This is a genomic window from Mesorhizobium sp. M0340, assembly GCF_040321535.1.
GTDB lineage: Bacteria > Pseudomonadota > Alphaproteobacteria > Rhizobiales > Rhizobiaceae > Mesorhizobium.
The window spans coordinates 14,281-27,149 of sequence record NZ_JAMYRR010000013.1 but is presented as its reverse complement, the minus strand read 5'-3'; the positions used below and the strand labels follow the sequence as shown (position 1 = coordinate 27,149).

The following is a 12,869-nucleotide window of genomic DNA, read 5'->3' as shown; positions in this document are numbered from 1 at the left end:
ACGGTAGAAAATGGCAGGTCCACGTGTCTGTGGCTCCTTGGCCAGCCATTGGATGAGGGATAGCATCGCTGCCTCAGTGGAAAGCCGCGACGTCACGGCAAGGCAGCAGGGAGCAAAACCATGGGCACAAGACTGGCCGGCAAGGTCGCCATCATTTCGGGTGGCGCGACGGGCATGGGCGGTGCGGCCTCGGAGCTTTTCGCGGCCGAGGGCGCCAAGGTGGCGATCATCGACCGCAACGGCGAAGCTGCCGCCGCTACCGCAGCGGCAATCAGGCAACGCGGCCATGTCGCCGAGCACTGGGTCGCCGACGTATCGGACGAGGCGCAGGTCGAAGCGGCGGTGAAGGGCGTGATGGAACAATTCGGCCGGGTCACGGTTCTGTTCAATCACGCCGGCACCATCGTCATAAAACCCTTCCTGGAGACCACGCTGCAGGAATGGGAATGGCTGCATGCCGTAAATGTGCGCTCGATGTTCCTGATGACGCGCGCCGTGCTACCCGGCATGATCGCCGCCGGCGGCGGTTCCATCGTCTGCACCTCGTCGATCTCGGCGGTGGCGGCGACGCCGATGGAGGTGCTCTACGATACCACCAAGGGCGCCTGCCATATGTTCGCGCGTGCCATCGCCATCGAGTTCCGCGACCGCAACATCCGCTGCAATGCGGTCTGTCCAGGCTTCATCAGGACACCGCATGGCCTGCGCGAGGTCGCCGATCTCGACAAACTCGGCATCGATGTCTCCGACGCGGCAATGGCGGCGCAGCAGGGGCGGATCGGCGAGCCGGAAGAGGTGGCGAAGGCAGCCCTGTTCCTGGCCAGCGACGAGGCCAGCTTCGTCAACGGCGCGCATCTGTTCGTCGACAACGGCTTCACCGCGATGTGAAAGGCGAAGCGCCGTTACCGCTCTTCGCGCCGGAACGGCTTGAGCAGCGCCGAGGGCGCCACCGCATTGCGCGACATCACCGCCATAGCGACGATGGTGAAGATGAACGGCAGCATCAGGAACGCCTCGTAGGGGATATGGCCAAGCCCGCTCGCCTGCATGCGCAACTGCAAGGCGTCGACGAAGGCAAACAGCAATGCCGCGCCTGCCGTGCGCCAAGGGTCCCAGCGGCCGAAGACGACGAGCGCGATCGCCACCCAGCCACGCCCCGAAACGACGCCGAAGGTGAACGCGTTGAACTGCGCCATCGACAGGAAGGCGCCTGCGAGCCCCATCAAGGCACCGCCGAGGATCACCGCCTGGAAGCGCGTTGCGATGACGCTGACGCCGGCCGAATCGGCGGCCCGCGGGTTTTCACCGACCATGCGAACAGACAGGCCCCATGGCGTGCGGTAGAGCACGAAGGCGGCCAGGGGAATAGACAGCATCGCCATGTAGACCAGCGAAAACTGGTTGAACACCGCCGGCCCAAGCACCGGTACGTCGGACAGGATTGGGATCGGCAGCGTCTCGAACCCCTTGATGTTCGGTGGCACCGATTGCTGGCCGAAGATCAGCCGGTAGAGGAAATAGGCAAGGCCCGACGAGAACAGCGTCACGCCGATGCCGCAGACATGCTGGCTGAGGCCGAGCGCTACCGTGAACAGCGCATGCACGGCACCCATCAGCGCCCCGGTCAGCACCGCCGCAAGCACGCCGAGCCACAGGCTGCCGCTGAGGCTCGCCGCGGTGAAGCCGGTCATTGCCGACAAAAGCATGATGCCTTCGATGCCGAGATTGAGCACACCGGCGCGCTCGGAAAACATTTCGCCCAGCGTTGCGAAGGCAAGCGGCGTGGCGATGCGGATGATCGCGGCCAGGAAACCGACCTGGAAGATCTGTTCCAGCACCACGCTCATCTGGCGGCTCCGACGCGGCGGATGCGATAGGCGGTGAACAGCAGCGCCACCAGCATGGCGAGCAGCGCAGTTCCCTGGATGACTTCGCTGAGGAAGGCCGGAACGCCGGTCGCCCGCGACATCGCCTCGGCGCCGGTCATGACGGCGGCAAGGAAGATCGCCGCCGGCACCACGCCGAGCGGATTGAGCCTCGCCAGCATGGCGACGACGATGCCGGAATAGCCATAGCCCGGCGAGATGTCGCTCATCACCTGGAAATGCACGCCGCCGACCTCGCCGACGCCTGCAAGGCCGGCCAATGCGCCGGACAGCAGCGCCGTCGAAATCAGCACCCGCTCGACATTGATGCCGCCATAGCGCGCGGCTTCCGGGTTCTCGCCGGTGACCCTGATGCGAAAGCCGAGCGTTGTACGCGCGACCACGAACCAGATCAGGGGTGCCGCGACCAGCGCCGCGACGACGCCGAGATGCAGCCGCGTGCCTTCGATGAGTACCGGGAAATTCGCTGAATCCTCGATCGGCGGCGAGATCGGGTAGCCGCTGAAACTGTCCTTCCATGGCCCCTCGATCAGCGCCATCAGTGCGTAGAAAATGACCGAATTGAGCAGCAGCGAGCTGACCACGTCATCGACCCTGAATTTCACCCGTAGCGTCGCGGGGATCAGCGCGACGGCAGCGCCGGCGGCCCCACCCGCCAGCGCCATCAGCAGCATGGCGAGCGGCCCCGGCATCGGGACGGCGCCGACGGCACAGCTCGCCACCGCACCGGCGAGCAATTGCCCTTCGGCGCCGATGTTCCAGAATTTGGCGCGGAAGGCGACCGCCACAGCAAGCCCTGTGAAGATCATCGGGGTGGCACGCACCAGCGTTTCGGTGACGGCGTAGCTGTCACCCAGCGACGCCGAAAACATCACGCTATAAGCCTCGACGACGCCGGCGCCAGCCAGTGCGATGAGGCTGCTGCACAAGATCAGCGTCGCCCCGATGGCGAGCAGCGGCAGAGCCAGATTGAACCAGGCGGGCGTTGAGGTGCGGGCCTCGAGACGGAACATCACGCCTCCGCTCCGGTCATCATCAACCCGAGTCTGGCGACGCTGGCGTCGGCACTGTCGAGCGTGCCGACGATGCGGCCCTCATACATCACCGCGATACGATCCGAGAGCATCAGCAACTCTTCCAGGTCCTCGCCAATGACGATGATGCCGCAGCCCTTGGCGCGCATGTCGAGGAATTTTTCGTGGATGAAGCGCGCGGCGCCGATGTCGAGGCCGCGAGTCGGCTGCGAAACGATCAGCACCTTCGGATCAAAGGCGAGTTCGCGCGCCAGAAGCGCCTTTTGCAGATTGCCGCCGGAAAGCGCCCCGGCGCGCGTCATCGGGCCGGGGCAGCGTATGTCGTAGGCCTTGATCTGCGCCTCGGCGAAGGCGCGGATCGCATCCGGCTTGAGCAGGCCGTTGCGGCTGAACGCCGCCGTGCCGATGCGCGGCAGCACCATGGAATCGGCAAGCGGCAGATTGGTGACCAGCCCTGTCGTCATGCGGTCTTCCGGGATGCGGCCGAGGCCGAGCGCCTGGACTGTGCTCGGCGAGAACCGCGAAACCGCTTTGTCGGCTATGGTCATCTTCCCGGCATCAGGCGCACGCACGCCGGAGATGACCTCGGCAAGCACGCGCTGGCCATTGCCGGAGACGCCGGCGATGCCAAGGATCTCGCCGCCACGAACCGACAGCGAAACATCGCGCAGCGCCATGCCGGAATGATGCGATGTCGAGATATCGTCGAGGGTGAGCACGGCCGCACCGGGCATCGACGGTCCTCTGGCCGGAGGCACGATCTCGTGGCCGCACATCAGCCGCGCCATCTCCGAAGACGTCGTGCTGGCCGGCGCATCGACGCGACCGGCAACGCGCCCATGCCTGAGCACGACGCAGCGATGCGTCAGCGCCCGCACCTCGTTGAGCTTGTGCGAAATGAAGATGATGCCGAGCCCTTGTGCCGCCATCGAGCGAAGCGCCGAAAACAGTCCGTCGACCTCTGTCGGCGCCAGCACCGCCGTCGGCTCGTCGAGGATCAGCAGCCTTGCGCCGCGAAACAGCGCCTTGACGATTTCGAGCCGCTGTTGCTCGCCGACCGACAGCGCCGAGACGGGGAGGTCCGGGTCGAGCGTCAGCCCGTGCTGGCGGCCGATCTCGGCGAGCCGCGCCAGCCCGCCGGCGCGGTCGATCCGGCCCGATCTGCCGGGAATGCCGATCAAGAGGTTCTCCAGCACCGAAAGCCGCGGCGCGAGATGAAAATGCTGGTGCACCATGCCGATGCCAGCGGCCAGCGCATCGGCCGAGCTGTTGATCGCCAGCGGCCGGCCCTGCACCAGGATCTCGCCGGCATCGGGCGCATAGGCACCGAACAGCACATTCATCAGCGTCGTCTTGCCGGCACCGTTTTCGCCAAGCAGCCCGAGGATTTCACCCGGCGCGACGCTGAGATCGACGGCTTCGTTCGCCTTGACGGCGCCAAAGCTCTTGGAGATGCCGCGCATTTCGATGAGAGGGGCAGGCGTTGACAAGGCGGGATCCTGGTGGCGTTGACGCCGATATCCCTCCCCCTTGAGGGGAGGGTGCCGAGCGAAGCGAGGCGGGAGGGGTCGTCTCAACCGCCTCGACGTTTAGACCGAAAAAGATGGAGCGCGTCGCCGAGAACCCCACCCGGCCCTGCGGGCCACCCTCCCCTCGAGGGGAGGGATGCGCCGCTCAGTCCGAGACCGGCGTATTCTCATCGACATCGACACGGAAATTGCCGTCGAGGATTTCGGCCTTCTTCTTTTCGACCAAGTCCTTGACCTCGGCCGGCAGCGTCTTGTCGAACTTGTGATAGGGCGCGAGGTAGGAGCCGCCCTTGGCCATGCGCGAGAAATCACCGTAATCCTGCGCCGTAAAGACGCCGGCCTTGACCAGCTTGATTGCCTGCTCGACCGTCGGATGCATGTCCCAGACCGGCCCGGTGATCACCGTGTCGGGGCCGAGGCTCGATTGGTCCGACATGTTGGAGATAGCGAGGATCTTTTTCTCGACCGCCGCTTCGATGACGCCAAAGCGCTCGGCATAGATGACGTCGACGCCGGCGTCGATCTGGGCGACAGCAGCTTCCTTTGCCTTCGGCGGATCGAAGAACGAGCCGATGAAGGCGACCTTCTTCTTGATGTTGGGATTGACCTCCTTGGCACCGGCAAAGAAGGCGTTGACCAGCCGGTTCACTTCCGGAATGCCCATCGCCGCGACGGCGCCGATCGTGCCCGATTTCGACATTTTTCCGGCAATCATGCCGGACAGATAGGCCGGCTCGTGGATCCAGTTGTCGAAAACCCCGAAATTCGGCTCGGCCGGCCCGGCGCCGGAGCCGAACAGGAAGGCGGTCTTCGGGAATTGCTTGGCGGTCCTGCGCGATTCGCGCTCGGCGGCGAAGGCATCGCCCAGCACCAGCTCATAGCCGCCCTGCGCATATTCGCGCATGACACGGCTGAAATCGGCGGTCTGCACCTTCTCCGACCATTTGTATTCGATGCCGAGTTCCTTCTCGGCCTTCTGCAGGGCGACATGGATCTGGTTGTCCCACGGCTCCTCGATCGGCGTGGCGAAGATCGCCGCCACTTTCAGCTTCTTGGTCTTGGCAAAGGCGCTGCCCGGCAGCATCGCCGCCGCCAGGCCGAGCGCGCCCAGCTCCAGCACGTTGCGTCGCGAAAGCCCTTCGCGTTTCGATTGGATTCTGCTCTTCCCGTTGTGCATTGCATGCCCCTCTGATTGGCGCCGTGTCGAGCCGGCTCTCTTCTCTGGAATATCGGCGAAGGAACTATGGAACGGTGCCCGGCTTTTGTCCACATGGTCAAATTTGGCCGGACGGAACTGCTGTAAACGTTCGTGTAATCGCACCTTTAGAACGACCGGAGCTGCTTGCTCACAATCTCTCGAGCGCCACCGCGATCCCCTGGCCGACCCCGATGCACATGGTCGCGAGGCCGTAGCGGCCGCCGCGTTCGCGAAGCTCCAGCGCAGCCGTGCCCGTGATGCGCGCCCCGGACATGCCGAGCGGATGGCCGAGCGCGATGGCGCCGCCATTCGGGTTGACGTGCTCCGCATCCTCGGCAATGCCGAGTTGGCGCAGCACGGCGATGCCTTGCGAGGCGAAGGCCTCGTTGAGCTCGATGACATCGAATTGTCGCGGCCGCAGGCCGAGCCGGGCGCATAGCTTTTGCGTGGCCGGCACCGGGCCAATGCCCATGATGCGCGGCGCCACGCCGGCGGTGGCACCGCCGAGAATGCGGGCGATCGGCGTCAACCCGTATCTTTTCACGGCCGTTTCCGAGGCGACGATCAGCGCTGCGGCACCATCGTTAACGCCCGACGCATTGCCGGCGGTGACGGTGCCGCCTTGCCGGAACGGCGTCGGCAACTTGGCTAACGAGTCGATCGACGTGCCCCCGCGCGGATGCTCATCTCTGTCGACAACGACCGGATCGCCCTTGCGCTGCGCGATCGTCACCGGCGTGATTTCCTTCGCCAGACGACCATTGGCTTGCGCGGCTACGGCCTTGTCCTGGCTGCGCGCGGCAAACGCATCCTGGTCTGCGCGAGAGACAGCGAACTCTTCCGCCACGTTCTCGCCGGTCTCCGGCATCGAATCGACGCCGTATTGCTTCTTCATCAGCGGATTGATGAAGCGCCAGCCGATCGTGGTGTCATAAATCTCGGCATTGCGCGAAAAGGCGCTCTCGGCCTTCGGCATGACAAACGGAGCACGGCTCATCGATTCGACGCCGCCTGATACTATCAGCTCCGCCTCGCCGGCTTTGATGGCGCGGGCAGCAATCATCACCGCATCCATGCCCGAACCGCAGAGGCGATTGACGGTCGAGCCGGGAACCTCCTTGGGCAGGCCGGCCAGCAGCAGGGACATCCTCGCCACATTGCGGTTGTCCTCACCGGCCTGGTTGGCGCAGCCATAGACGACGTCGTCGACGGCGGCCCAGTCGATGCCGGGGTTGCGCTCGACCAGCGCCTTCAGAGGTATCGCGCCGAGGTCGTCGGCACGCACCGTTGACAGCGAACCGCCGAAGCGGCCGATCGGCGTGCGGATGTAGTCGCAGATATAGGCCTCGGCCATTATGCAGCCATCCCGTTTGCGCTGATGATTTCTGCTCCCGGCCCAGCCATGTTGGCCGCATTTTCCTTGAGACGAAAGCACATCTTGCCGCCGGCCGTTCGGCCAAAGACAATTTCAGCTGCCGCCCGCCGGAGCGGCGGATCAGCCGATGCTTTCACCGCCGTCGATCACCAGCGCCTGGCCGGCGTTGATACTAGCCGCCGTCCCAGGAACCGGTTTCGGCCATTTGCCTAAGCAGAGGTGCCACTCGAAAGACGTCCTTGCCGGTCTGCTCGTGCCAGTGATGCAGCCGCTGGATGATTTTGTCCACGCCTTCGAGGCTCGCCCAGAACATCGGCCCGCCCTTGCCGACCGGGAAGCCGTAGCCGTTGACCCAGACAAGGTCGATATCGGACGCGCGGGCGGCAATCTTTTCCTCGAGGATTCTGGCGCCCTCGTTGATCATCGGATAGAGCGTCCGCTCGATGATCTCCTCGGCGCCGATTGGCCGCGGTGCGATGCCGCGTTCGGCAGCCTTGTTGCGGATCAGCGTCTCGACCTCGGGATCGGGCAGCGGCGTGCGCGAACCGTTCTCATAACGATAGAAGCCGCTGCCGGTCTTCTGGCCGAAATGTCCCTGTTCGCACAACGCATCGGCGATCACGGCCGTCCGGCCGCGCGCCTTGCGGTTGCGCCAGCCTATGTCGAGGCCGGCGAGATCGCTCATCTCGAACGGCCCCATCGGCCAGCCGAAATCGGTGAACGCCTGGTCGACCTGGCGCGGCATTGCGCCTTCCAGCAGAAGCGTCTCCAGTTCCGAACCCCGCGCCGCCAGCATGCGGTTGCCGACGAAGCCGTGGCAGACGCCAACGACGACCGGCACCTTGCCGATCCGCCGTGCCAGATCGACGATGGTCGCCAGCACGTCGGGCGAAGTCTTGTCGGTGCGGACGATTTCCAAAAGCTTCATGACGTTAGCCGGCGAAAAGAAATGCATGCCGAGGAGATCTTGCGGCCGCGACGTCGAACCGGCGATCTCGTTGACGTCGAGATAGGAGGTGTTGGTGGCGAGGATCGCGCCCGGTTTGGCCACCGCATCGAGCCTGCCGAAGACATCCTTCTTGACCGCCATCTCCTCGAATACGGCCTCGACGATCAGGTCGCAATCGGCGAGGTCGGCATAGTCGGTGCTGCCCCTGAACAAATCCAGCCGCTCGCGCTTGGCGTCTTCGCTCAGCGATCCGCGGATAACGGAAACGGCATAATTCTTGTCGATCGTCGTCAGTCCGCGTTGCAATGCTTCCTGCGTCGTCTCCAGCAAGGTCACGGGAAGACCGCCATTGGCGAACGCCATGGCGATGCCGCCGCCCATGGTGCCGGCGCCGATGACGCCGACCCGGGCGATCTTGCGCCTGACGACATCCTTGCCGGTAATCTTTGCCGCCTCACGTTCAGCGAAGAACAGATGCCGCTGCGCGCGTGACTGGTCACCGGCGACAAGCTTGAGGAACAGGTCGCGCTCCGCCACCAGCGCTTCGTCGAAGGGCAGCGTCAGGGCGTTGCGGACCGACTGCGCACAGGCGATCGGCGCCTCGAGGCCGCGTGCTTTTTTGGAAAACGCTGCCGCCTGCTTGTCGAAAGCCGGCAAGTCGGCCTGGTCAAGGCGATCATTGCGGTCGCGCACGGGCGTGAACGGACCGCCTTTCGCGGCCGTTTCGCTGGCGAAACTCACCGCTTTCGCGATCAGGTCGCCATCGAAGACGGCATCCACCAGGCCGTCGGCGAGCGCCTCGGCAGCACCGATCGGCGTTCCCGAAACGATCATGCTGAGTGCCTTTAGCGGACCAACCAGGCGCGGCAGACGAACCGTGCCGCCGCCGCCCGGCAGCAGGCCAAGCTTGACTTCCGGCAGGCCGAGCCTTGCCGTTCGGTCGGCAACACGGAAATGGCAGCCGAGCGCCAGTTCCAGGCCGCCGCCGAGCGCAGTGCCGTGAATGGCTGCGACCGTCGGCTTGGTGATAGTTTCCAGCACGGCGACAATAGCGCGCAATTCCGGCTGCTGCGCCGGTCTGCCGAATTCGGTGATATCGGCGCCGGCGACGAAGGTCCGCCCGGCGCAGGCGATCACGATTGCTCCGACCGACGGCTCGTCCCGCAGGGAAACGAGCGCCCGCATCAACGGCTCGCGCACATGGAAGCTCAGCGCGTTGACCGGCGGATTGTCGATGATCACCACCGCGACTTTGCCATGCCTTGTGGTGCTGACGAAATCGGACACGCAAACCTCATACAACGATGTTGGCCAATAGCGCGACGGGATTTACAGCGCTGGCATGCGGATGGGAACCACGTGTTTTGCGGGCCGGATCGTTATCCCCTCGCCGCCGGGTGCCTTGCCTTAGCGCAGCGCCTTCTGCCCACCGGCGGCGGTGATGACGCCGACGATGATCAGCCCTGTCAGCACCAGGCGGACGCCGACGCTGACGCCGAATGTGTTGAGCATGGTCAACAGCAGCACGAGAAACAGCGCCGCGCCCCAGACCCCCGGCACATTGGCCTTGCCGCCAGCCACCGACGTGCCGCCGATGACGACGACCGCGATCGAGGCCAGCAGATACTCATTGCCGATATCGACATTGGCGCCGCGGAAATAGCCGGCGAGCAGTGCGCCGTCGAGGCCGCCGAGCGCGCCCGACAGCGTGTAGGTGAGGAAGCGGGTGCGGCCGACATTGACGCCGGCCAGCCAGGCGGCGCGGATGTTCTGGCCGATCGCCAGCACCGAGCGTCCGTAGATCATGCGCTGCAAAACGATGCCGGCGCCGATGGTGAACAGCACGGTGAGGATCGCCAGCACCGGCATGCCGAACACCTGCCAGTTGGTGAAGTCGGCAAAGCCCGGCGGCGGCTTGATCTGCAGGCCCCGCCCATAGCTGATATCGACCGACTGGATGACGAAGCTGGCCGACAGCGTCGCGATGATCGGCGGAATGCGCAGCGCCCATATCAGAAGGTAGTTGACGGCGCCGATCGCCATGCCGCAGGCAAGCGCGGCCAGCAGCCCGACCGCGATCATCGCATCATTGCCGTCCATGACCTTCATGGCGACGGCGCTGGCAAGGCCGATGTTGGCCGGCAGCGACAGGTCGACATTGCCCGGTCCGAGCGTGATGACGAACATCTGGCCGACGCCGACGATGACGGTGAAGACGGCGAGCGACAGCGCCGCCGTGATCATGCCGCCGCCGCCATAGCCGCCGGTGAAGGCGATGGTCGCCAGCCACACCAGCAGCGCCCCGAAGAATGACCAGATCCAGGGTCTGGCGAGCAGGGTCCGCAGCGAAGCCATGCTCACCTCTCCCTGCGGCTGATCAGCACCCGCGCTGCCAGCACGATGATCAGGATGGCGCCATTGGCGGCGACCTGCCAGTCGGGCGGAATGTGCATGAAGGTCAAGAGCGGCGATGCGGCCAGAGCCAGCGTCAGCGCGCCGATGACGGCGCCGATCGGCGACACCCGGCCGCCGACGAACTCGCCGCCGCCGAGGATGACACCGGCGATCGAAAGCAGCGTGTAGCCATTGCCGATATTGGCATCGGCCGAGGTGGTGATGCCGATCAGCGCCATGCCGGACAAAACGCCGAACAGACCGGTCAGCGCAAACAGCGCGATCTTGGTGCGCAGCAGCGACCAGCCGGCGCGCTTGAGTGCGGCTGAATTGCCGCCCGATCCACGCAGGATGACGCCATAGGAGGTGCGCATCAGGCCAAAGTGGACGACGGCCGCGATCAGCAATGCCGCGATGATCGGGAACGGAATGAAGGGTGGCTTGAAGGCCATCAGCGCCAGCAGCCAGTCCGGCGCCTTGCCGCCGGGCTTGGGCAGGATGAGGATGGCCATGCCCTGCCAGACAAAACTCATGCCGAGCGTCACCACGATAGAGGGCAGGTTGCGCAGATGGATCAGCGCGCCGAGCAGCGCGTAGACGCCGATCGACCCGAGCAGGATGACGACGCCGAGCAGCGGCGCGTCCTTCAGCCACGTCGCCGTGACACAGCCTACGAAGCCGACAAAGGTGCCGATCGACAGATCGAGCTCATTGCCGGCGATGACGAACATCTGGGCGATCGTCGCCAGTGCGATCGGGATCGCCAGATTGAGCATCAGGCTGAAGCCGAAATAGCTGATGGCGCGCGGGTTGAGCCAGGCGATGGCGATGAGCACCAGCGCCAGCGACAGTGCCGGCAGCAGGCTGCGCAGCATACGCGCCCGCCTCGTGGCGCGAGCCGAAGATCTTAGCCCATTCTCGACAGATGCCGCTGTCATCTCAGGCCGCCTCGCCGAACGACGACTGGATGATTTTTTCCTCCGTCAGTTCGTCGCGACGGAGGTTGGCGACAATCCGGCCGTTCTTGAACACATAGATATGGTCGCAATTGTCGAGCTCTTCGGTTTCGGTGGTGTACCAGAGGAAAGTGCGGCCATGGCGAGCCTCTTCGCGCACCAGGTCGTAGACTTCGAGCTTGGTTCCGATGTCGACGCCGCGCATCGGATCGTCCATCAGCACGATCTTGGCGTCGGAGCCGAGCGCCCGCGCGAACAGCGCCTTCTGCTGGTTGCCGCCGGACAGCGAGAAGATGTTGTTGTTCATGTCGGGCGTACGGATGCCGATTTTCCGCTGCCACAACTCGGCGAGCTCGGCTTCGCGCTGCGGCGAGATCAAGAGGCCGTTGCGCAATCGCGCCAGCGAACGGATGCCGATGTTCTCGGCAATCGACCACTGCGGAAAAATCCCGTCCGACTGGCGGTCGCCGGCAACCAGCGCCACCGGCGCGGTGACCTCGATGCCGGTCCTGGCGCGGGAAGCCGCCGCAAAGATCGCCAGCAAAAGATCGGTCTGCCCGTGCCCGGCAAGTCCGGCAAGGCCGATGATCTCACCGGCACGGGCAACAAGCTCGTTGCCGTCCTGCTGTCGCGCCGGCCGCGCCCGGACCCGCAGCGGACCGGGCTCCGGCTTGCCGCTCGCAATCTCTGCGGCGGCCTTCTCGCGTGCCGCAGCTCCGCCCATCGCCGTCACCAGCCTGTCGCGGTCGAATTGATCGGCCTGCCCCGCGGCGACGACCTTGCCGTCGCGCATCACGACGATGCGGTCGGCATTTCCGAGCACTTCGCCGAGCACATGCGAGATCAGGATGCAGCTCTTGCCGGCGGCTACGAAGCGGCGCACGAACGCCAGCAGCTGGCCGGCGGTATGCGCATCGAGCGAGGACGTCGGCTCGTCGAGGATGACCAGTTCGAGCGGCTCCTGCGTGACCGTGAAGGCGCGCGCCACCTCCACCATTTGCCGGGTGGTGATGGAAAGATCACCGACGATGTCGGATGCCGAGATGCTGTGGCCGGGGAATATCTCGTCGAGCTTGGCGGCGATCAGATCGGCCGCCTTGCGCCGCCAGCCGAAGCCATTAAGCGACGCGTGGTTGATCCGCGTGTTCTCTGCGACGCTGAGGTTCGGGCAGAGCGACAGTTCCTGGAAAACACAACGTATGCCGAGCTGCTGTGCGCGCGGCACCGAATAACTTGCCTCGACACCGCCGCGGACCGCGATCTGCCCGCTGTCGGGGGCAAGCGTGCCTGCCACCATATGCATGAGCGTCGATTTTCCGGCGCCGTTATGGCCGACGAGACCGACGCATTCTCCGGCACGAACGCTGAAATCGACACCGGCGAGCGCCCTGACGGCGCCGAAATGTTTTTCAGCTCCGTCCAGTCTTATGATGTCCAAACTGACGGCGCCGAAAAGCTTTTCGGCGCCGTCCGGCATGATGATGTCTGCATTGGCCTCGGGCATCCCTCAACGATACCCGGTTATCCGTGGCGGCAACAATAGTGCCA

The 12,869-nt window shown here is 65.0% G+C and carries 10 protein-coding genes; 1 reads left to right on the top strand and 9 read right to left on the bottom strand.

Annotated elements, in window-relative coordinates; genetic code table 11:
• The first annotated feature begins 120 nt into the window (after window positions 1-120).
• A complete protein-coding gene (locus tag NKI79_RS19115; protein WP_352480010.1) occupies window positions 121-888 on the top strand; it encodes an SDR family NAD(P)-dependent oxidoreductase in 768 nt (255 codons plus the stop codon).
• A 14-nt stretch (window positions 889-902) separates the two neighbouring features.
• Here NKI79_RS19115 and NKI79_RS19110 read toward each other — a convergent pair whose 3' ends face one another.
• The 9 genes from NKI79_RS19110 to NKI79_RS19070 form a co-directional block, all read right to left on the bottom strand.
• Complete coding sequence (locus NKI79_RS19110) at window positions 903-1,847, bottom strand: ABC transporter permease (protein WP_352480009.1); 945 nt, start codon at window positions 1,845-1,847, stop codon at window positions 903-905.
• On the bottom strand, window positions 1,844-2,899 hold the full coding sequence (locus tag NKI79_RS19105; RefSeq protein ID WP_352803431.1) for an ABC transporter permease: 1,056 nt from the start codon (window positions 2,897-2,899) through the stop codon (window positions 1,844-1,846). Before NKI79_RS19105 ends, NKI79_RS19110 begins: the two co-directional genes overlap by 4 nt.
• A complete protein-coding gene (locus tag NKI79_RS19100; RefSeq protein WP_502909828.1) occupies window positions 2,899-4,383 on the bottom strand; it encodes an ABC transporter ATP-binding protein in 1,485 nt (494 codons plus the stop codon). The genes NKI79_RS19105 and NKI79_RS19100 overlap by 1 nt, the downstream gene beginning before the upstream one ends.
• Window positions 4,384-4,594: 211 nt before the next feature.
• Window positions 4,595-5,626 (bottom strand): BMP family protein, encoded by a 1,032-nt coding sequence (locus NKI79_RS19095; RefSeq protein ID WP_352803428.1) that lies wholly within the window; start codon window positions 5,624-5,626, stop codon window positions 4,595-4,597.
• Window positions 5,627-5,795: 169 nt separating this feature from the next.
• Window positions 5,796-7,001, bottom strand: a complete 1,206-nt coding sequence (gene pcaF, locus NKI79_RS19090; RefSeq protein ID WP_352803427.1) for a 3-oxoadipyl-CoA thiolase — start codon at window positions 6,999-7,001, stop codon at window positions 5,796-5,798.
• 193 nt (window positions 7,002-7,194) lie between these two features.
• The gene (locus NKI79_RS19085; RefSeq protein WP_352803424.1) at window positions 7,195-9,258 is read right to left on the bottom strand and encodes a 3-hydroxyacyl-CoA dehydrogenase NAD-binding domain-containing protein; all 2,064 of its coding nucleotides are present in this window, start codon (window positions 9,256-9,258) and stop codon (window positions 7,195-7,197) included.
• Window positions 9,259-9,378: 120 nt separating this feature from the next.
• Entirely contained in the window at window positions 9,379-10,326 is a 948-nt protein-coding gene (locus NKI79_RS19080) for an ABC transporter permease (protein ID WP_352803421.1), read from the bottom strand.
• Between the two features lie 2 nt (window positions 10,327-10,328).
• Window positions 10,329-11,303, bottom strand: coding sequence for an ABC transporter permease (locus tag NKI79_RS19075; protein ID WP_352480003.1), 975 nt, complete (start codon window positions 11,301-11,303; stop codon window positions 10,329-10,331).
• A 1-nt stretch (window position 11,304) separates the two neighbouring features.
• On the bottom strand, window positions 11,305-12,798 hold the full coding sequence (locus NKI79_RS19070) for a sugar ABC transporter ATP-binding protein (protein WP_352803619.1): 1,494 nt from the start codon (window positions 12,796-12,798) through the stop codon (window positions 11,305-11,307).
• Window positions 12,799-12,869 lie beyond the last annotated feature (71 nt).

Coding starts and splice junctions, on each gene's coding strand:
- NKI79_RS19115 (WP_352480010.1), top strand. CDS start 121: ATGGGCACAAGACTGGCCGGCAAGGTCGCCATCATTTCGGGTGGCGCG.
- NKI79_RS19110 (WP_352480009.1), bottom strand. CDS start 1,847: ATGAGCGTGGTGCTGGAACAGATCTTCCAGGTCGGTTTCCTGGCCGCG.
- NKI79_RS19105 (WP_352803431.1), bottom strand. CDS start 2,899: ATGTTCCGTCTCGAGGCCCGCACCTCAACGCCCGCCTGGTTCAATCTG.
- NKI79_RS19100 (WP_502909828.1), bottom strand. CDS start 4,383: ATGCGCGGCATCTCCAAGAGCTTTGGCGCCGTCAAGGCGAACGAAGCC.
- NKI79_RS19095 (WP_352803428.1), bottom strand. CDS start 5,626: ATGCACAACGGGAAGAGCAGAATCCAATCGAAACGCGAAGGGCTTTCG.
- pcaF (WP_352803427.1), bottom strand. CDS start 7,001: ATGGCCGAGGCCTATATCTGCGACTACATCCGCACGCCGATCGGCCGC.
- NKI79_RS19080 (WP_352803421.1), bottom strand. CDS start 10,326: ATGGCTTCGCTGCGGACCCTGCTCGCCAGACCCTGGATCTGGTCATTC.
- NKI79_RS19075 (WP_352480003.1), bottom strand. CDS start 11,303: ATGACAGCGGCATCTGTCGAGAATGGGCTAAGATCTTCGGCTCGCGCC.
- NKI79_RS19070 (WP_352803619.1), bottom strand. CDS start 12,798: ATGCCGGACGGCGCCGAAAAGCTTTTCGGCGCCGTCAGTTTGGACATC.